Origin of the sequence: Vibrio sp. 10N.261.51.F12, from assembly GCF_041471725.1 — a bacterium.
Classification (GTDB): domain Bacteria; phylum Pseudomonadota; class Gammaproteobacteria; order Enterobacterales; family Vibrionaceae; genus Vibrio.
On sequence record NZ_JBFROV010000004.1, the window covers coordinates 1 to 19,344 of the forward strand.

27 protein-coding genes are annotated in these 19,344 nt (G+C 44.3%); 6 read left to right on the forward strand and 21 right to left on the reverse strand.

Annotated features, from left to right (window positions below):
• The coding region (locus AB4405_RS01815) for a TIR domain-containing protein (RefSeq protein WP_372059382.1) at nucleotides 1-496 on the forward strand (496 nt) is incomplete at its 5' end.
• Nucleotides 497-629: 133 nt separating this feature from the next.
• On the opposite strand, the gene AB4405_RS01820 is transcribed toward AB4405_RS01815, so the two are convergent.
• The 12 genes from AB4405_RS01820 to AB4405_RS01875 form a co-directional block, all read right to left on the reverse strand.
• A complete protein-coding gene (locus AB4405_RS01820) occupies nucleotides 630-791 on the reverse strand; it encodes a hypothetical protein (RefSeq protein WP_372059383.1) in 162 nt (53 codons plus the stop codon).
• The gene (locus tag AB4405_RS01825) at nucleotides 784-984 is read right to left on the reverse strand and encodes a hypothetical protein (RefSeq protein ID WP_372059384.1); all 201 of its coding nucleotides are present in this window, start codon (nucleotides 982-984) and stop codon (nucleotides 784-786) included. The genes AB4405_RS01820 and AB4405_RS01825 overlap by 8 nt, the downstream gene beginning before the upstream one ends.
• A gap of 102 nt (nucleotides 985-1,086) precedes the next feature.
• Nucleotides 1,087-1,566, reverse strand: a complete 480-nt coding sequence (locus tag AB4405_RS01830) for a structural protein (RefSeq protein WP_372059495.1) — start codon at nucleotides 1,564-1,566, stop codon at nucleotides 1,087-1,089.
• A gap of 3 nt (nucleotides 1,567-1,569) precedes the next feature.
• The gene (locus AB4405_RS01835; protein ID WP_372059385.1) at nucleotides 1,570-2,280 is read right to left on the reverse strand and encodes a hypothetical protein; all 711 of its coding nucleotides are present in this window, start codon (nucleotides 2,278-2,280) and stop codon (nucleotides 1,570-1,572) included.
• A gap of 2 nt (nucleotides 2,281-2,282) precedes the next feature.
• Nucleotides 2,283-2,978 (reverse strand): hypothetical protein, encoded by a 696-nt coding sequence (locus AB4405_RS01840; RefSeq protein WP_372059386.1) that lies wholly within the window; start codon nucleotides 2,976-2,978, stop codon nucleotides 2,283-2,285.
• A complete protein-coding gene (locus tag AB4405_RS01845; protein ID WP_102471274.1) occupies nucleotides 2,975-3,493 on the reverse strand; it encodes a chemotaxis protein in 519 nt (172 codons plus the stop codon). The genes AB4405_RS01840 and AB4405_RS01845 overlap by 4 nt, the downstream gene beginning before the upstream one ends.
• A 3-nt stretch (nucleotides 3,494-3,496) precedes the next feature.
• Nucleotides 3,497-3,871 carry a DNAase gene (locus AB4405_RS01850; protein ID WP_372059387.1) on the reverse strand — a complete coding sequence of 125 codons (375 nt, stop codon included), beginning with the start codon at nucleotides 3,869-3,871 and terminating at the stop codon, nucleotides 3,497-3,499.
• Nucleotides 3,868-4,059, reverse strand: a complete 192-nt coding sequence (locus AB4405_RS01855; RefSeq protein ID WP_102471276.1) for a hypothetical protein — start codon at nucleotides 4,057-4,059, stop codon at nucleotides 3,868-3,870. Before AB4405_RS01855 ends, AB4405_RS01850 begins: the two co-directional genes overlap by 4 nt.
• Before the next feature lies 1 nt (nucleotide 4,060).
• Nucleotides 4,061-4,192: a hypothetical protein gene (locus AB4405_RS01860; RefSeq protein WP_277869430.1), complete on the reverse strand. Its 132-nt coding sequence runs from the start codon at nucleotides 4,190-4,192 to the stop codon at nucleotides 4,061-4,063.
• A complete protein-coding gene (locus AB4405_RS01865) occupies nucleotides 4,192-4,539 on the reverse strand; it encodes a hypothetical protein (protein WP_372059388.1) in 348 nt (115 codons plus the stop codon). The genes AB4405_RS01860 and AB4405_RS01865 overlap by 1 nt, the downstream gene beginning before the upstream one ends.
• 11 nt (nucleotides 4,540-4,550) lie before the next feature.
• Entirely contained in the window at nucleotides 4,551-5,384 is an 834-nt protein-coding gene (locus AB4405_RS01870) for a major capsid protein P2 (RefSeq protein ID WP_102471278.1), read from the reverse strand.
• A gap of 3 nt (nucleotides 5,385-5,387) precedes the next feature.
• The gene (locus AB4405_RS01875; RefSeq protein ID WP_277869429.1) at nucleotides 5,388-5,516 is read right to left on the reverse strand and encodes a hypothetical protein; all 129 of its coding nucleotides are present in this window, start codon (nucleotides 5,514-5,516) and stop codon (nucleotides 5,388-5,390) included.
• 250 nt (nucleotides 5,517-5,766) lie between these two features.
• Between AB4405_RS01875 and AB4405_RS01880 the strand changes: the two genes are divergently transcribed.
• Complete coding sequence (locus AB4405_RS01880) at nucleotides 5,767-6,228, forward strand: hypothetical protein (RefSeq protein ID WP_372059390.1); 462 nt, start codon at nucleotides 5,767-5,769, stop codon at nucleotides 6,226-6,228.
• Nucleotides 6,229-6,240: 12 nt separating this feature from the next.
• Here the strand turns inward: AB4405_RS01880 and AB4405_RS01885 are convergent, their stop codons facing one another.
• From AB4405_RS01885 to AB4405_RS01920, 8 genes are all read right to left on the reverse strand, one after another.
• Entirely contained in the window at nucleotides 6,241-7,008 is a 768-nt protein-coding gene (locus AB4405_RS01885) for a hypothetical protein (protein WP_372059391.1), read from the reverse strand.
• A complete protein-coding gene (locus AB4405_RS01890) occupies nucleotides 6,965-7,453 on the reverse strand; it encodes a hypothetical protein (RefSeq protein WP_372059392.1) in 489 nt (162 codons plus the stop codon). The genes AB4405_RS01885 and AB4405_RS01890 overlap by 44 nt, the downstream gene beginning before the upstream one ends.
• Nucleotides 7,446-7,988: a hypothetical protein gene (locus AB4405_RS01895; protein WP_372059393.1), complete on the reverse strand. Its 543-nt coding sequence runs from the start codon at nucleotides 7,986-7,988 to the stop codon at nucleotides 7,446-7,448. The genes AB4405_RS01890 and AB4405_RS01895 overlap by 8 nt, the downstream gene beginning before the upstream one ends.
• Nucleotides 7,972-8,301, reverse strand: coding sequence for a hypothetical protein (locus AB4405_RS01900; RefSeq protein ID WP_250619352.1), 330 nt, complete (start codon nucleotides 8,299-8,301; stop codon nucleotides 7,972-7,974). Before AB4405_RS01900 ends, AB4405_RS01895 begins: the two co-directional genes overlap by 17 nt.
• Nucleotides 8,302-8,367: 66 nt before the next feature.
• On the reverse strand, nucleotides 8,368-10,179 hold the full coding sequence (locus tag AB4405_RS01905; RefSeq protein ID WP_372059394.1) for a replication endonuclease: 1,812 nt from the start codon (nucleotides 10,177-10,179) through the stop codon (nucleotides 8,368-8,370).
• Nucleotides 10,180-10,183: 4 nt separating this feature from the next.
• Nucleotides 10,184-10,378, reverse strand: a complete 195-nt coding sequence (locus AB4405_RS01910; RefSeq protein ID WP_372059395.1) for a hypothetical protein — start codon at nucleotides 10,376-10,378, stop codon at nucleotides 10,184-10,186.
• The gene (locus AB4405_RS01915) at nucleotides 10,378-10,575 is read right to left on the reverse strand and encodes a hypothetical protein (protein ID WP_372059396.1); all 198 of its coding nucleotides are present in this window, start codon (nucleotides 10,573-10,575) and stop codon (nucleotides 10,378-10,380) included. The genes AB4405_RS01910 and AB4405_RS01915 overlap by 1 nt, the downstream gene beginning before the upstream one ends.
• A gap of 12 nt (nucleotides 10,576-10,587) precedes the next feature.
• Nucleotides 10,588-10,839, reverse strand: coding sequence for a hypothetical protein (locus AB4405_RS01920; protein WP_372059397.1), 252 nt, complete (start codon nucleotides 10,837-10,839; stop codon nucleotides 10,588-10,590).
• Between the two features lie 106 nt (nucleotides 10,840-10,945).
• On the opposite strand from AB4405_RS01920, the gene AB4405_RS01925 reads away from it, so the two are divergent.
• Both AB4405_RS01925 and AB4405_RS01930 read left to right on the forward strand, forming a co-directional pair.
• Entirely contained in the window at nucleotides 10,946-11,608 is a 663-nt protein-coding gene (locus AB4405_RS01925; protein WP_372059398.1) for a helix-turn-helix transcriptional regulator, read from the forward strand.
• Nucleotides 11,605-12,606, forward strand: coding sequence for a tyrosine-type recombinase/integrase (locus AB4405_RS01930; RefSeq protein ID WP_372059399.1), 1,002 nt, complete (start codon nucleotides 11,605-11,607; stop codon nucleotides 12,604-12,606). Before AB4405_RS01925 ends, AB4405_RS01930 begins: the two co-directional genes overlap by 4 nt.
• A gap of 220 nt (nucleotides 12,607-12,826) precedes the next feature.
• Here the strand turns inward: AB4405_RS01930 and AB4405_RS01935 are convergent, their stop codons facing one another.
• Nucleotides 12,827-15,703, reverse strand: a complete 2,877-nt coding sequence (locus AB4405_RS01935; protein WP_372059400.1) for a UvrD-helicase domain-containing protein — start codon at nucleotides 15,701-15,703, stop codon at nucleotides 12,827-12,829.
• A 389-nt stretch (nucleotides 15,704-16,092) separates the two neighbouring features.
• Between AB4405_RS01935 and AB4405_RS01940 the strand changes: the two genes are divergently transcribed.
• Complete coding sequence (locus tag AB4405_RS01940; protein WP_372059401.1) at nucleotides 16,093-17,547, forward strand: sulfatase-like hydrolase/transferase; 1,455 nt, start codon at nucleotides 16,093-16,095, stop codon at nucleotides 17,545-17,547.
• 15 nt (nucleotides 17,548-17,562) lie between these two features.
• Nucleotides 17,563-19,302, forward strand: coding sequence for a solute:sodium symporter family transporter (locus AB4405_RS01945; protein WP_372059402.1), 1,740 nt, complete (start codon nucleotides 17,563-17,565; stop codon nucleotides 19,300-19,302).
• The last annotated feature ends 42 nt before the right edge of the window (nucleotides 19,303-19,344 follow it).

The following is a 19,344-nucleotide window of genomic DNA, read 5'->3' on the forward strand; positions in this document are numbered from 1 at the left end:
GCAAAAATCAGCAACTCAAGACTGGGGACAACCCACTCAGCAAATTACTCCAACAATGATGCAGAAAGTCTTTATCGTCCATGGTCATGATGATGTACTTCGATTAGAGGTAGAAAATTTTGTGCGTAAAGTCGGCATGACACCTATTGTACTCATGGACCAAGCAAGTGGAAGCAGCACTATCATAGAAAAGATAGAGAAATATAGAGCTGTTGACTTTGCTATCGTCCTTTATACACCATGTGACTTAGGTAAACACAAAAATGCGCCAGAGCTAAGTGGTCGAGCACGTCAAAATGTAGTATTTGAACATGGATACTTCATTGCTCAATTAGGTAGGGACAAAGTGGCTGCGATTATTAAGCAAGGTGTGGAAATTCAGAATGATATTCAAGGTGTTGTTTATATCGGCGCTGAGCTTGACTGGCAAACAAGCTTACTTAAAGAGTTTCACGCTGCTGGACTAAACTTTAATCCTAGCGCTATTTATACCTAACAGTATCCCCCACCATCGCTGAAAAGTAAGTGGGGGGCAAATTCTGCACTATCTCTGACTTAATAAACAATACTCTGAGTAGACTATCGTTCATAATTTAATACATCAAAACAATCTTATTTAATCAATAAACCTACTGGCTTGAATTTTGATTTTCCAGTTTTGTCAGGCGCTCATCCATCTTTTCCATCATCAACCGCAACCACTTCACATCCGTTTTAAGCGCTATCCCTACCCCAACACCGCTAGATAGCGCACTGACAGCGGCAATAATCACCGCTTGATACTCAGCCATTAAATTCATCCCGTATTGCTTCCCAAAAACCAAGCAGTAATGGCGCTAATACGCCTATCACGCCACCCATTTGCACACCGTCAGGCGTAACGCTTGCCGTCAATAACTCAGGGTGACCAGTAGCGAGGGCAACACCTGCACCAATTAACGCTAACCCCTTTTTTGTTGAGGGTTGATTCAAGTCTATTTTCATTTGGGTTATTCCTACTCTAGCCGTTGATGCGCTTCCAGATATACGCGCTGATTAAAGCGGTGAAAATGCCCACCGCGAGTCGTTGAATCATTTCTTTTTGCGTCATACCAGTGCTACCCCTTGCTGCGCATCCGACAACGAGTAATAGCGCCCTACTTCCATAATCGACATAGCATGAACCAAACGCGCTAACAGATTACTATCTGATAAGTTAAGCGCGGCATTGGGTGAGAGGTTCAATTGCCCTGCCACGAACTGCGAGTAATTGCGCGTGTCGTTTTCATGGCTTGGCGCCCAACGAGCAATGATTTCGTTGATGGTGTTTAACCCATACAGTGATTGGTAATTACGAATGAGTTTGGCCGCTGCTCGAAAGCCGTATTTAGAATCAGAAAACGTTTCGAACGCTTTATCCTGGCTTGGCGTAACTTTGCCTGTCCATGCGCTGTTACTAATACGAATGTTGAGCGGGTTGTTATTACGTATCCCGCGATTGAGTTGTGATTTCACGATCTTTACTCCTTGCGGCGCGCCCCACATTAGCGCACCGATTAGCACAATGATGATTAACGCTCGCATAATGGGTTACTCTGGCTCGTCAAACTTTACGGCTACCCAAACTTTGTTGATGGATATGTCCACATCGTTTTGATAGACCGTGGTACCGCTTGCCGCGCCCAAATCAACACTATTCCCCTGCCCTAAAACAGTGGTACGCAGCACTAAATTAAAATCGCTTTGTGCTGTATCGGAATAAAGCGCTCGCTCAACAAAGTGGTTGAAATGGACGCTCCCGACAATTGAAAGACCACCCTCATTTATGACGGCTGGCACCTGCGCCAACGTTGCGTTTTGTTGATATTGACCACTTAGCTGCAATTCATAATCAACAACGAGATTGCCGCCACTGTCCGCGCAACTTTGTACAGCGGCTAATGCGTCACCCGACAAGCCGATAGATTTGCTCACATGCAATGAGATCTCAAAGCCCATCACGTTCCACCATTCAGAGGATACGTATTGCTGCATATCTTCAAACGCCGTAAACAAATTAAAATACAAGCCGTCATCGTCATGTTCGTAGAGGCGTTGGTTATAGCCACTCGCGTCATCTTGATAATCACGGCCTAAGCGGTACTCAATTGGATAAGGTATCGAGAACGGGTAAACCGATTTAAGGCTGACTGCCGCCGTCAAATCCGGTGGCGCAGAGCCACCAAATTGACTCAATAGGCCATAGAGAAATTCAATTTTGTTGCGACTGCTCCCCGTTGGCAGCTCTGGAAGTTTGGACATGGTTAATACTCCAAGACTTGAACGGCATCCGGCGCCGTTCCTGTTAGTTCAATTAATGCCGTGCTGTCTAAACGGATTTGCTCACCTGCGGCCAATTCAAAGCCCATCAAATCAATCAGCCCTGTATTGGTGGATTTCGCTTTTATCCACACACCTTTACGCATGGTATTGGCGGGAATAGAAAGCGGGACGTCACCGATATGAGCATTTAGGTTGCCACTAACCTCAAGCACCACTTTCGGCAAGGTGCTCACTGCGAGGCTTTGCCCTGCTTTAATTTCTACAGGGGGTAACGAGTCCACACCAAGCGACTGATTATTTTCAATCTGCATCTTTGGCATTGAGTTAATGGTGACCTGTTGCCCCTGCGCAATTTCAACGGCAGGTAACGCGCTCACTTCGATTTGCTGATCATCATCAATCTGCATTTTCGGCATGGTTTGAATATCGAGCTTTTGACCTTCGATAGGCGCCGTGAAATCGCCCACACCATGCTCTAGGCTTAATCGACCTTCACCACTGAGCAGAACGCGCCCCAATTTTTTGCCGTATCGAAAAACAGAACGATTAAGCAAGGTCACGCGCTCGCCTGTTTCATCCATTTCAACGGTGAGTTTGCCGCTAATGGATTCCACAAATAGCCACGTTGATTCCAAGGTGACGGGGATAGGTTGCCCTTTAATAAGTTCTACAATCATTTGCGCATCGCCTTCACTAAGACAAAGCCAAGCACTAACACAATGATGCCCATTAGGATCAGTTGTTGTTGGTTCAATTCACTTTGTCCGTTGTCTTGTTTGAACTTGGCAAGCTCGGTTAACTTGTTTAGGTTCTCGCTGTTTTGCGATGCCTGATTACCCGCAAGCCCTGCCATCATTTGTAAGTGTTCGCTGTTTGATGCGCTGTATTCTTCAAGCGCTCCCGCTGCGAACTTCAATGAGTTCTCGGTGTTTCTGTCGACTAATTCGAGTGACTGCTTACCAAAGTCGAGTGATTCGCTTACCGTGTTCCCTGCAAACTCAAAGGACTCATCAAGCGCATCGCCCGCAAATTCAAATGACTTGGCAACGCTGCCGTGATCGGTGACCGTGGCGTTAATGGTTGAGCCTTCAATACCACTCAGCGCCACGCCTAAGTTGTCACCGCTAATAGCATTTTGGCTACTGGTGTTCTTTGTACTGGTGCTATTGCTTGAACTGGAACTGCCGCCCATGCGCTACACCTCCCAACGTAAAAATTCGTGGTCACCGTGTTGGCTAACTTTCACATCACCAAGACGCTTTAATAGCCGGGCGACCAATGGAAAATAGGTGCGGGTTGAAATAGCACTCAAGCCAGAACGTTTGACGTATTCGGCAAGCTCTCGCGTGGCATCCACCGCACCATTGCCTGATACCGCCCAAATGAAATAGGCATTGCCCATTACTTCCCCTGCCACCGTTAACCGATAATCTTCACCGGACAATTCATACACGCTGACACGACCGCCTTTGATTTCGTGTTTCATCACGTCAAAGTCATTAGGGCAGGCACGAAAGGCAGGTTTGAGCCGTTCAATCGCGCTCGATGATTCGGTGACAATTGAGATCATTTCAGCACCTTGAGCGCAAATACCGCTATCAACGCCACACCCACAATCAGCCACGGGTTTACCCCGCCGCCCATGTTGATGCCGCCAATGGATTGCCCTGATTGGTTACTACTTTTTGCGGTAGAGGGGCCAGCACTGCCACCCGTTAAACCACCACCGCCCGTTAAACTGGTCATTGCTCCAAACATATCAACCCTTCTTAAACCAGATAATCAGCGCAAGAATGGCGATGATTTGCCAAGCGGTTTTATTCACGCCTTGAGCGGAAAAATAACCACTGGCAAACACCACCCCCGCCACGCCTAAATAGAGAAAAGGCACTACTTGCCTCCTTTCACGGCGACATAAGCCCCACCTAATACGACCACCATGATCAACGCCACAATCATGAGCGTTTGCCACTGCACACCTTGCCCACCTGTTTGCACAGGGGCGCCATTGGGTTGCTGATAGTCATTATTGTTGGATCGGTTTTCGTCAGGGTTGGACGTTTTAGCACGGTCTAACTCGTCATCCATTTTGATGCCAAGCCAATCACCACCAAAGCCGCCGACCACATCGACCGCACCACCTACAATCTCGCCCGTACTTTCCACTAAGCTGTCCCACCACCCCGAACTGGTCGAGGTGGCCGCGCCTGTCGAAAGATATTCGTCAGGGTATGCCATGAGTCACCCCCTTATTTCGGTTGAGAAATCACGCCCACTTGCTCGATCGCTTCAATCAATACCGGAATGCTGCCCGCCGCTGATTTCTCGATCTCAAACTGCAATTGTTTATAGGCGTTAGTTGGCAAGCGCCCCTCAACACCAAAGCCGGTACGAACGAAGTCCAAAGAAAACCAGTCTTCATTTTGTTCAAGCTCAGAAAGGGCAAGGTCAAAGGCGTTATCGACTTTATTGACGTTCATTTCTTCCACGTCATCACGCAGTACGCGAACACGGTCAATAGAACTGTCTTTAAAGTGAATACGCTTTAGCGATAAGGCAGGGGAACGCTCTGAAAAATCAAACGGCGTTCGACCTGTCGCACTCGCAAACCACGTCAGTGAATAGATACGAGGCAAGTAGATACGTGTTGATTGCGCCGCCGTTGAATGAGCACGAGCACGGATACTTGGTGGATTGACGCCACCCGCTTTAGGGGCGAGCTGAATGTAAACAAACCAAATCTCACCGTTCAGTGTCACTAGCTCACCCGTACGAACACCCGCTTTTGTGCGAAGTTTAAGATCAGCAAATGGAATGACATAACGACCGGACGATTGGTATTGCTTGCGGTGTTCCTGAAGGTCAACAAGGTCTTGTCCGGTGAGGTTGTACACCTCTTTACCGTTCAAGGTAATACGCACACGCTCAATATCGGCAGGATCAGCAATATCAGTAACTAACTCAATAGACTGATAAGTAGGACCACTGACAAGGCGCAGTGTGGCTTGGTTGCCCCAATTCACACCCTCAACAGGGTCTAAATCACGAGGACGTGGGTTAAATGGTGTCGTGAGTAGTTCCATAGTTTAAAACCACCCTGATTTACCATTGATTTGTTCTTTGAGCGGGTTAAGTGCGCTCACATTGTTGATCATCGCTAGTGCGACCAGAACGGCCACGACCGTGAACAACATGGTTTTGTGTTTTGCTTGCATGGTTTCCCCTGTTTCACAACGTTAGAAAAGTTATTTGCAGGGCATAGCTAAAGGGAAAAAGGGAAGGAAGGAAAGAGGGGGGAACCTATAGGTTTGGTGGGGAACCTATAGGTTGAAATTAATAACCAATGACCTTTACTTATGTACTGGCTATCACATAACTAGATAGCCAGTATTGAATTACCCGTTAATATCCACCAAGATGAAACCCTTGACAATCTAGTAACCCACTTTGACAAATGAATTTTTTATGGAATATATACCTGAGGTTATTACGTTAATAATATCCCTTATCGTGGCGGTTGTGACCTCCTATATTTCTGTTCACTTGACGCTTAAACGATATAAATCAGAAAAATGGTGGGACAGTCGGCTAACTTGTTATACTGACGTGCTAACTAATTTAAGCATAATAGTCACATACTCAGATATTATTCTGGATATTAAATTAGACAGCATCGACCATGACAAAAATACAGTAAATGTTCTTAAATCATCGTTTAACGAAGCCCTAATTAACTTACAGAAATTGGCTCATACCGGAGCATTGTTGCTAGACAAAGAATCTCATAAAGCACTAATGGATTACTATACTTATCAAGGTCACGTTGAAACTAGCTGTACCGACAGTTATAAATTATCACTCCTTCGAAACGCTGCCGAAGCAGCGATCGATACAATTACCATTCAAGGGAAGAGTACATTGTTATGAGGCATTCAATAATTAAGCAGGAGGGCATTTTTTATATTTTCCACTAGCACAATCAAACGCCCCTTTAGCCATATTCCCTACCCCATCTCGAACAAGCAAGTATTCAGCAATCGGTTTCCCCAACCGCGCCTTGTTTACCTTCGCTGATTTCAGCGCGGTGATCTCATCAACATTAATCCCTTTGCGATCCGCTACCCAATTAGCATCGTTCACCGAGTTAACCGAACCTACCCACCAAACGGCAGATTGGTCGGTCACGGTTTTAGGCACTTCTTGCCCACGTTGAAAAACGGTATGAATCACTAACCCATACTGACGGCCACCGCGAAGCAGCTCGCCCGTTTTACCTTTAAGTTTGCCCGAGGTTTCCGCGCAACTGGCAAGTTCTTCAATCACCACATGCAGTTTAGGCGCCCGTCCATTCCCCAACGCCCAAGCCACCGAACTAAAAAACTCGAGTTCTTCCATGCTCGCACCACCTTTAGGCACATAGGCGACCTTAAACGAGGCACCCTTTTTACGAGCATTAAAAGCGGCGCGGATAAATTCCGAACGAGTGGAAAAACCGTGGCAGGTTTGCCCCTGAAATTTTGCCCCTGCGTAATTTCGGTACGGGTCAAAAAACAGGGCATGCGCCCCCTTAGGAACAAGACCGATGTATTTCACTGCCGAGGTTTTACCGCCTCCGGTTCCTGCTAAGTAAATGGCATGTTCAGCATCATGTGAGGGGTTTGAGTTAATCGGATTTGGAAAGCGTTGTGGTTTCTTTTTTATCGCCATGTTTCCCCCCTGCTTGCATGAGTTTTTGTTGAGATTGGAATTGCATCCACGACACACCGACCATCATGATCACAGCCAGAAATAGCGCGCTTTCTTCCGGTTGTTCTCCAAGCAAACTATCACTTTGTTTTTTCAATACTGGATAGGCCGCTTGAGTCACTAACGTTTTGCTTTCTTTATCAAACTCAAATTTGGCTTGAGTCAGTATGGAAACCAATCGCTCGATCCCAAAAATGCATACCTGGCAAAACATATCGCTGTGCGCTTGGGTAAAAGTAAACTTCGGTTTCTCTCCATCTTCGGATTCGGACTTATCTGAGCTAAACGCTTCGGTGAGTTCTTCGCGTTCCTGTTGCTCAATCGTCTTGGTATCACTTTCAAGCCCTGCCCATTCATCCACATTGTAATCGTCAAAATCAGGGGCGGTTTCTAAATGGCTACTCATCCTCACCCCCTTGTTCAACGCTCGAACGTTTTTGCACTAGGTTCATCACCACTAACACCAACGCTAAAGCAGCAATCGACACACCTACTTTAAACACCATCGATTTCGGTTTAGCCGTTACTAAGTCGCTATTGTCGGGTTTCGTTGGTTCATCGCTTTGTTCAGGTAATGCATTTGATTCGGTTTCAATTAAGGGTTGAGGCGGTTCATTAGATTCGGTGAGTAACGCACTACTTTCGGTTACCTCTGTTTCATCCGAAGTCTTATCGGACGGTACTGGCAACGGTTGCGATACGGTTTCAACTTCAATCGGCACATCACTAGAGTGCTGCTCGATATACGAATGAACGCTTTTAGACATAGGGCTATTGCCACACTCCGGACAACGATAATATTTCAGCCCCGCATTGCGCGTGTTCTTGGGAGGTTCACCGTGGGTAATTAACTTCCCCTCCCCTACGATATGCACCGTAGAGCCAGAAGAACAAACCGGACAAGTCACGTAACCACGAACAGGATTAGGCACTTTGCTCATCGCTTGATACCTCCGCATCTTCCACCACTTCGCATAGTGACGATTTCTCATCCATCACATAAGCACGGCATCGCGCTCGCGCCACACGGTTTAACTTGGTGAGTTTTTCCACTTGTTCAAACAGTTTCGGATCTAGCCCTATCGCCTCTAACGGGTTACCGCCACCCATAAGCAAACGGGGCAATAAAGTGGTGAGTTTGGATACGTCCATCCCCTTGATTTTCTCAATCGATTTGGTGACCTGAATCTCTAAGTTTTCCGCTACATCGAGCGCTTTCAAGTCTGCATGGCATGCCTGCTGTGTTCTTTTCATAAATAGCCCCTGTTTCTCAACGTTGACAATGGGTTAAGAGTATTTGGCCTACGATAGGCCAAATGCTTAGTAAGCGTTTAATCGGCCATGTTTAAGCCTGATTTTGCAGTATTGGTCAATGGTGACCGTTCCCCCTTTTGATAATGGTTTGAGAAGACATTGCACCCCCTTCATGCTCCATCCGGTCGCGTCCATAAGCGCTTTAATTATTGGAGGGTTACAGTTATTTTCAGTGCTCCAAGGTACGGCACTCCGTGCCTTTTGAAGACGCTTCACGTCTTTTTTACGAACGAGGCTATAGCACTCGCTTGCGGTTTTAATGAGAGTCCCAAACCAAGAAAAGCCAATGATTTTCTTGTTGGTTTCCCCATATTGATTTTGCTTCGATTCGTATTCCACTCGCGCACCGTTGGCGAGCTGACAAAACAGCGACCACTTTGATGAATCCGCCGCTTGTCTTAATTCTTCCAGTTTTGGGTCTATCTTGGTTTGCTCTGCGGTTGCCCTGCGAAGATTGCGCCACAGTGAAACAGGCTGACCACCAAATTGTTGAAACTGCCTGATACGGTGAGTCGATGCCCAAGCGCGAGCGCGGTACGCATATTCTTCCGATTCAGTGTCGGGCATATGCTTGCCGTTAATGTTTTTTGAAACGTACTTAGCAATGTAGGCCGTTGCCCCGCCTTTTTTTGGATCAGCTTCTTTCACATCAAAGCGTGGTGAAATGTCTTTGCCTAACTCGCTCCGGTCTTCCCCTATCGCGCACCCTTTTAGAATATTGGTGATCGTGGTTTTGTCCTTCGGTGAGCAAAACAAAAAATAGTGAGAATGGCTCGTTGAATCTTTATGAGGTTCAGCCACACGGAAACCAAAATACTCAATATTCTCTTTAGCAATAAGAGCACGAGCGACCGCCCACTTTTGCATGAGCGCTTGATGCCCTTCTTTCACCGAGGCGCCATTCCACTTTCTCGACACTCGGTGATACTTACTCGGCAATGTCCAAGTGACGAACAAAGCGGTGAATCCTAAATCCAATGCAAATTCTTCAAAGCCGCGAGAACGCACCATCATTTCAATGCGTCGATTCTCTGGGTTTGCCGTAGTCCTTTTGATCACTTCCTCTAAATCGAATGCTTCCCCCGTTTCCGTATTCATTACTGACATGGCCTCTATGTACTGTTTCGCTTCGCGTTGCTTTTGCTTCCAGTTTGAAAAAGACATGGCACTAATCACCGGCGTTTGGTGTTTACCTTCACCAACACGTTCTAGGGCAATTTGTACATATTCGATGTATTGCGATCGCAAATGCAAAAGTCGGCGCACTATCCATTCTTCGGATTGCATCTTGAGCGCGGCTATTTCGAGATCGCATTCCAGTTCGTCAGGCTTATCCTGTTCCTTCCTGAAATTTATCTTAGGTGGGTTGATATGGATTTCTTGCAAGGTGAAGGATTGACGGTCATAAACATGCTTGAGCGCTTCAAGATAGCTATTAAAAATCTCCGGTAGGCTTTCATCACTTAGCATCGTTGAGCACGTATCGGCATAATTTTTTGCGAGCTTTTCAATGGCATCATCACGCATCAATATGTCATGGCTTAATGGTTCAGCATTGGCCTTGTATCGGCTATCCACAAACGAAAATTTATCTTCAATAAAACTCGCTCGCTTCAAACCAAACTTAACCGCATCTTCTGCAGCACGAATAAGGTTTTGAGTAGTCGGGTTACTACGAGTCATACGCTGTGCGACTTTACGCTTCACATCGTTTTTCACCATTTGAGGCAAGCGCGGAAAGAATCGGCGGGTAAACGCTGAAAGGCGTAATACGTCTGCCGCCTCCAACGCTTCTGTTTGATTGACTGCTTCTGTCATTCCGTTAACCCATGCATTCAGAATCGGTACAAACGTATTGCAAAGGGCGCGACTTTTTCGGCTTTGAACTACCAATACCGTGTTTCTCGCGCAACTTAGCAAGTAAGTAGATGGAGCGTTCACGTTTCTTTGGGTCGGGGTTAACCATACCCGCCATATCGGGGCATGGTTTGTGGATGGGGTCAGAGACTTGCATCATTAACCCTCCAAGCTTTCTAACAATTCAGCATCGGCAACAAGCTGATCGTAAATCGGGTGTAGAAACTTAAACTCTGGTGAGCATGGCGATAACCAGTTCAAGCGAGTACGAACAATGTTCATCAGTTCTCTTGCTTCACTCGAATGTGAGAAATCAATATTGATTGCGTGTACTGGTGCTGGTGTATTTCCTTTCATAAATCCCCCTAACTAAATCGCTGCTTTCCAATCCGTATATTCACGGGCTTGTTCGTTCGCATATTCTTCAAGGGCTTTCATGTTAATCAGGGTTCGACCTCTGCGCCCGCCTTCACGTCGAATGACTGGTAACTTACCTGTTTGGACTTGGCACTTAACGGCATCGATTGTGTAACCTGCAAGCTCTGCGTACTTTTCTGGGGTCACAAAAGGCGCATATTGTTTAACAGCTTCATTTCCTGATACTTCATTATGGTCTATCATGGTCTATACATCCTTGTTGATGATTTATTTAATGGTTTACATTGTTTGATTACGGTTCATTAGATACGCAACGAGTTTACCTGTCAATGTTTTATTAAGGTTCATTATGAAGGAATGGTATCTAAGCTCTGAGCTATTAGGGTTGGAGGGAATGCCAAATTCGCTTACTGGAATAGGGCAAAAAGCCAGAAGAAACAAATGGTTAAGTAGAAAAGCGTCTGGAAATGGGCGAGCTATGGAGTATCACCTCTCTAGCTTCCATGAAGATGTTGTATTGGAACTCAAAGCCAAGTACGGAGCGATGTCTGAGCATAATTCGGCAGAAATTTTCCAAATTGAAGAGAATTTTGACTCAGTTCACATTCCTGAGTTCGATGTTGCTGCAGCCGCAGGTGCGGGTAAGCTGATTAGTGGTGAACACCAAATTGGTCGGTTCACGGTATCATCACACTTAATTCGAGATTTGGGTTTACAGCCAGAGCACACCGCTGTGGTATTTTGTTCCGGTTCTAGTATGTTACCGACCATAAGTGATAATGATCGAATCTTAGTTGATACAAGAGAACTAACCGAACCGGTTAAAGATGGTATTTACATTATTCGTGTCGATGAAATGGTTTACGTTAAACGATTAAAGTGGAATATCCTCAAGCAAGGCTATGAGATCATTTCTGACAACCCAGATTACGAGACATTCTCTATGTTTGGTGAAGACTTAAATCGTCTTAAAATCATCGGGCGTGCAGCTTTGGTAATGCGTACTCTATGACCATTAAAAAAGACAACGACAAATGGCTTGTTGACGTCCGCCCCGCAGGTAGGACAGGCAAACGCTATCGAAAGAAATTCGATAAAAAGTCAGAGGCGTTGGCTTATGAAAAGCACATTCTAGCTACTGCAAACCAAAAAGAATGGTTAGGCTCCCCTAAAGATAAAAGGCTCTTATCTGAGTTGATTTCTATATGGTGGACAAAAGCGGGTCAATTCAAACGAACCGCAAACGCATACCACAACAATGTAAAAAACATTTGTGCCGAACTTGGCGATCCAACCGTCGATAAAATCAATGCAAAGTTAATCACTGATTGGCAACTAATGCGCGCATCGGATATGAACCAAAAACCGAGCACGATAAGACGGTCTACCAACTGTTTAAGCAACGTCTTTACCGAGCTTATCGCCACAGGTGACTTTAACCTTGAAAATCCTTTGAAGGGAATAAAACGACCTGTAGAAAAGCGCCCTGAAATGACCTACCTCACTAATGATCAGATTGATATTTTGAGGGACGCAATCAAAGACGATGAAGAAATTTTAAATGCTGTCGATATTTGCCTTTCAACTGGTTGCCGTTGGCGAGAAATGATTACATTAAAGGCGATAAACCTATCGCCTTACAGAATTCGATTTACCGAAACCAAAACAGATAAATCAAGAACTGTCCCTATTAGCCAAGAGCTATACGAGCGTATCTATCCCCAAAATGGCGGCAATAACCTTTTTAGCTACGACTGGCAGCAAAAGCTAAGACGAAAAATAAAGACTTTGGGCTTCGATTTACCGAGGGGGCAAAAAGTTCATATTCTGAGGCATAGCTTTGCCAGCCACTTCATTATGAACGGTGGCAATATCTTAACGCTTCAAAAGATATTAGGTCATTCTGATATTCAACAAACCATGGAATATGCGCATTTAGCTCCGGATTATTTGCAGGACGCCGTTAGATTGAATCCACTTTCAGTGTCCACAAAATGCCCACATAGTTAATTTCTCATGACTTCTTACGATATAAGAGGCTGTAATATCTCATTGTTTCAAAAGACTTTAACTTTTTATGACTTCACAATATTTGGTATTTTCGTCCCTCCTAAGGGGCAGGTCACAGGTTCGAATCCTGTCGGGAGCGCCATATTAAAGGGCTAGCAAGTTAATAACTGCTAGCCCTTTGTTGTTTTTACATCCTGTGTAGCAGATTAGCTTTAGCGACCTAAGCGGCTTTAATCTTGTAGGAACAGTTATTCTCTACATTTCGGCGATAAGTCGAACATCCCCAGAATGCACCATATTTGCCGCGCCTCAATTTCATTTCACTACCACAGTTCAAACACACTGGACGCTCGTGTTCGCAACTAGAATTAATACAAGCCTGATAACCTTCTTTGCTTTTGCGGGTCATAGGGCTTTCACACTTGTCACAAGGTGTTTCTTTATGCTTACAACGAGGATATAGCGTACAAGACATAAACTTGCCGTAATTCCCCACCCTAGGCTTGAGAATGCCTACCTTGCAAGAATGACAAACGGTTTGATCCGCCTCCTGTTGCATTAAGGACACATCAAACTCATCAATATTAACCGGGTACTTTTCTTTGAGTAATTCCGTTACGAACTCACTGGCATCAGTCATATCAACGAGTAAGTAAGCGTTGTGTTTCGCACGAGTTAAGGCGACATAAAACAATCGGCGCTCTTCATCATGTTCAAAACTGTCGCCTTGAGGCAACAAAGCGTCAATCAACGGGGGAATCTGTTTTTCTGACGGAAACCCATGCTTACCTGTTGTCAACCCCATAACAACAACATACTCGGCTTCCTTGCCTTTTGATGCATGAAAGGACTGGTTCTCTATGTCGAGCATTGGGTAACGCCCTCTGAGCCACTGTAAGTAGTTAGCATCCGGTAACTTGTACCAATACCTTGCCAATAAATAGACTTTATTTTTGGCTAGCTTATTCGACTCAAGTACTCGATTCGCAATTGAAGTTAATGCCTTATCTAATGAGGTCATTCCCTCCTCTTCAGCGCCTTGTCGGATGATACTCACGGCAGGGCCATCAACTTGTACAAGAGACTTAATATTCTTTTTTAGCTGAACTGGATTTTTTGTCACAAACTGAGTAGCAACATCTCCGATGGAATTATTAAACCTAAACGTCATGTCTAGGGTTGTTTGAGACGTTGCACCAAAGTACTGTTCAAAGTCTGTCGTTAAGCGAACATCTGCACCACTAAAGCGGTAGATGGCTTGCCAGTCATCACCAACACAAAACAGAGAAGAATCCTCTTTATTATCGCGTAGCGCTTTAACTAGCCTTGCCCTTGGTTCCGAAATATCTTGGAATTCATCAACAAGTAAATATTTCCACGGCGATTGAAATTGACCCGTTTCAACATACGACAATGCTTTGGAAATCATATCATTGAAATCGATGACGCTTTGCTCAAGCAGGTAATCTTGGTAGCGTTGTTGCAACGGCATCAACAGCTCTAGTGCTTTTTCCGTTTGCTTGGGGTCAATAGCGCTGTTAATTATTTGCTTAACCCCTTCCCCATCAAGACATGCGGCTTTATACATATCAACCATTGAACCTAGCAACCGTGCAAGCTCAGTGACCTGACCTGTCTGTTCTAAATTGTCGAGCAGAGTATTATCAGGCAGTGGGGTTGTGTTTACCTCACGAGCTATAAGTTCACTCTCCAAAATACCTAAAATGGTTTGGTTACGATGTTGATGGTAATAGAGCTCCACATAACCCGTTCCATACTTAGCATGCGTTTCCCGCTTCCACTCTATCCCTTGTTGATATCTCTGTTTGTCGATATAAGGCGGAGGATTTCCGTTTTTATCAGTGCCGTAATATTCAATATAGATATCGTAATCAGGCAGGTAGAAATCTGGCTCATATTGTCGATACTGCTCCGTAGAGACGTCAATTCGATACTTGGCTTCATACTGGTAATTGATGCCTTTTCTATATAGCCAATTGGCAATCACCATTTCACCAAAACTTTTTACCTGTTCCCCTTTAAGAGTGCGGATATCATTATCGTTGAGGTACTTTAAGTACTCGCCTTGTGTTTTGAACTTGAATGGGTCTTTATCGACAAAATAATAAGCACTAAAATAGTCGAGTAGCGCTTTCTTGTATCGTGCATCCTGCATAAGAGACGAAATGGCGTCATTCATCCATTTTACTTTTGCTCGTACATCGCCTTCTAGGGGAGATAAACTTGGTGCTTTGCCCTCTACTTGGGCGATAATTTTGACACCAAGGCTATGAAACGTACTTGCTTTTACATCATCGAATCCTAACTTTTCTTTTATCCTCTCATCCATTTCCTGTGCAGCGATACGGCCATAGGCAAGCATCAATATATCATTTGACGTGGCCTGCCCACTGTTAATCAAGTAGCCTGTTTTACCAACCATAACACTGGTTTTTCCAGTGCCGGCGCCCGCTAGAAGTAGGTTGTTATCATTATCGGTTACGCAAGCAATCCTTTGCTTTTCAGTAAGCGGATTAGACTCGACATTATCAAAGAACGTTTCGAACGCTTCCAATTGACGAACAGTGTATTCATGACGGATTCTATCTATATCAGATTGAGTCCAATTATTTATACTGCTAAGTTGCTCCGCCGTTTCCTGCGCTAAGTTCGAAAGTCCAGAGGCCTTATCCCAACCTTTCCAGCGCTTGAATTCATCATCAACACATTGTTTGATGTTTCGCACAACAGAATCACGGATAAAGCGCGAATGGCATTGATGATTAACCGACTTTAGAAAGTCTTTTAAACGTTCAGCATTGCGGTTAGCCCAATACGGAAAAAACCGATATGCGTGCTTTAACGTAAGAAGATAGCTCAACATAGAAAAGCGGTGTTGTTCACCATTAACACGAAAACTCAGGCACCCACCAGCCAGTGAGACTTTGACGACTGGAGCGCTATCCAATTGTTCCCATTTGAAAAAATGAGTTTCTTTACCCCTGATCGTTTTTATGCCCGTTTCACAGATCGTCAAAATCGCTTGTTTGTTAACAATCCGTGCGAGAGGGTTTGTGGTGAGTGTCCACTGGGTCATCGTACGCTACCGCCTAAAGTGTGATATGCCTCGTAAAGTGGCGTATTCTAACTTATTGGCTAAGTACTAGTATTTGCGCATTGTTAGGTTTTGTTTCTAAACAATCTAAGGACCGTTGATTAAGCGATACAATCAAACGATAAAGACATTTTAATAACCACTGACAGCAAAGAACAGCACGCCCTAATAGCAGAATTCTAACACCCTCAAATTTAAGTTTTTAATGCCATAACTTATTTTTATGGCACTAAAAACTTAAATTTATAAAGAATCAGGGGCGCGTTCACTATTTGCTTATCCCTTATAACCTTCTGCCCGTAACCGGTATTAGCATCACAATTTTCAGTCTCTAGAAGTCTATTCTAGAAACAGAAAATGAAGGATGCCCTATGACTAAACAACCAAATATCCTTGTCTTTATGACAGATCAACAGCGTGGTGATAGCCTTACTAACACAGACATCATCATGCCTAACTTACGCTCTTTAATGGATAAAGGCGTTCACTTTAGTAATACCCATTGTCCGTCTCCCCATTGTTGCCCTTCACGAGCAACCTTTTTTACAGGGCAATACCCAACACAACATGGCATTTGGAATAATGTCTGTGTGCAAAATAGCCTCTCAAAGGAAATTAATCCCCATTCAAGCCTGTTTAGCAGTCTGTTAAGCCAAAAAAATTATCACAACTATTTTGCCGGAAAATGGCACGTTTGTTATGAAACTGGACCAGAAGATCATCATTTCGAAGAACTGTTGGTCACCAGCAACAAGGCTTCAAAAAACGATCCCACGTCGGCCGCAATGATGCCAGGCTGGGAGATGTACAAGACGCTCTCGCAACAAGAACATACACCACGACAGCCAGGACAAATCTTGAGGTATGGTTACCCTGATTATGTACATTATGGCATTGATGAAAATCCGTTTAATGATCGAGGTGTTGTTGAGTCTGCCCTCAAAAAATTACAACAACTCAGGAGTAGCGATGACCCGTGGTTGATGTATATCGGCACTTTAGGCCCACACGACCCTTACTTTGTGCCCCAGCATTTCCTGAATATGTATGCCGATTACGAGGTTGAATTAAGTGATATTCACTTCGATAACATGTTGGATAAACCGGTTTATAACCGAAAGGTCAAGGCGCTGTTTGATCAACTAAGCATTGAAGAGAAAAAGGCATCGATAAAACACTATATGGCTTTCTGTACTTACGAAGATCACCTCTTTGGTTTAGTACTCGATGAGCTAAAGCGGCACAATCGTTTTGACGATACCTTAATCCTATTTACTAGCGATCATGGGGATTACAACGGTGAACATGGTTTGTGGTGCAAGGGGTTACCTGCATTTAGAGGGGCTTACCACATCCCTGCCGTCGCTTATTGGAAGAATGGCATAGTAAATCCCGGTCGAACCGTAGACCACCTAGTGTCGTTAGCTGACTTTGCTCCTACCATTCTTGAGCTAGCGAATACCGAATTCAGTCAAACTATTGTTGGCAGTAGCTTGACTCAATACCTTTACGACCTAGATACAACTAATAAAAAAGATTATCTCTATACCCAAACCAATGGAAATGAAGTGTATGGCATTCAACGTGCTGTATTTAATGACGACTGGAAATTGGTTTACAACGCACTCGATACAGACGAACTCTACAACCTAAAACAAGACCCTAACGAACTTAATAACCTGATAGAACAACACGATCTCATCGGCACTCGCAAAAAACTGTACAAAAAAATGTGGGAGTTTGCGGCAAGCACAAACGATCAATGTGTTAACCCTTATATCCTCGTGGGTTTAGCAGAATTTGGTCCTGCGATTGCATTTGAGTAAATAAGGAAAAAAAACATGAATGTATGGACGTTACTCTCATTTATAGGTTTCACCTCTTTGGTGGCCATTATCTCTTACAATGCAACTAGAAAAGAGGACCTAAAGTCCAGTGATGGCTATTTTCTCGGTGGGCGTAGCCTATCGGGGTTATCTATCGGCTTTTCGATACTGCTAACCAACTGGTCTGCCGAGCAACTGATAGGATTGAATGGGCAAGGCTATTCTGTGGGGTTGTCCAACATGGGTTGGGCGGTGACTTCAGCGATGGCTTTTGTAATGATGGCGGTTGTTTTTTTGCCGTACTTTATTAAGAAAGGTATTACCACTATTCCTGACTATATAGAAGCTCGCTTCGGTTCTATGGCACGTAATGTTATCGCTTGGTGTATTTTGGTTAATATGGCCGCGATAGCCCTACCAACGGTTGTCTACGCAGGCGCTCTGGGTTTAAGTAAAATATTTTCTGTGGCGACTCTATTTAACATTTCCGACTCTGCTGCACTGACCCTTTCTATTGTTTTTATTACTGTAATTGGCGGTATTTATGCCATATTCGGAGGATTAAAGGCCGTTGTTGTCTCGGATACGGTCAATGGCATTGGGTTCTTCGTAGGCAGTATTTTTGTATTAATACTTGGTTTGCAAACATTAGGAGCGGGGGATGTTGGGGATGGTGTCTATGAATTGGTAACCAACAATCAACAGATGCTCAATGCCGTCACCTCGCCGAAAGTTAACGTTCCTTTTGGCGCCATCTTTACCGGTATGGTATTGATCAACATCTATTGGGCTTGTACCAACCAAGTCATTATCCAACGAGCGTTAGGTGCAAAAAATGTCGCAGAAGGCCAAAAAGGCGTACTGTTTGCGGGTCTGATTAAGATTATCAGTGTAGTTATTTTAATTGTCCCAGGGATTATTGCTTACCACCTTTATGGTAACGAAGGTATTCGTCCTGACGAAGCTTATCCACTGCTTGTAAGTCGAGTATTACCCGATGCATTTATTGGTTTCTTTGGAGCAGTATTGTTTGGCGCCATTATTTCAACCTTTAACTCTACCATTAACTCATGTTCAACTATTTTTGCAGTTAATATCTACAAGCCGTATAAACAAGGCAAAATTAACAATGATCAATGTATCAAAGCTGGTAAATGGTTTGGTACCGGCCTTGCCATTTTTGCTGCCATTTGCGCCCCATACATCAAAAATGCACCTCAAGGTCTGTATATGTTCATGCAAGAGTTTAATGCATTGTTCACCGTGCCTATGCTGCTCATGATTTTAGTTGGTATGATGTCGAAAAAAGCTTCTTCAAAATCCGTACTAGCAGGTATGGCAACCTATGGTGCACTTTACTTATTCTTCAAGTTTGGTTACACAGGTTGGGATCTTCACTTCTTACACAAAACGGCCATCTATTTTGTTTGTGGCCTTGTAGTAACTGGCGTTATGACTTACCTGAATCCGATCAATTATGTTAATAATACAGGCGATGAAGCACCAGTAAACATTGAGAACTGGAAACATCTTCCTATTGCATCTATAACGGTGTTAGGGGTTATGGTCGCAACCTACGCTATTTTCTCACCGCTTGGTGTGGTCGCGCCAGCGGATGAAATTGTAGGTAACATTACAATGATCGTCATCATGACGACAATCGGTATCTTTGCGGTCAATTACGCCTACAACGCCTTTATGAAAGAACGTAAAAAAGACAGTGATGCCTCAACAAACCTCGCAAAAGAGAGTTAATCGAGAGAGGCTATATCGAAGCACAAAACCTTAATGTAAAAA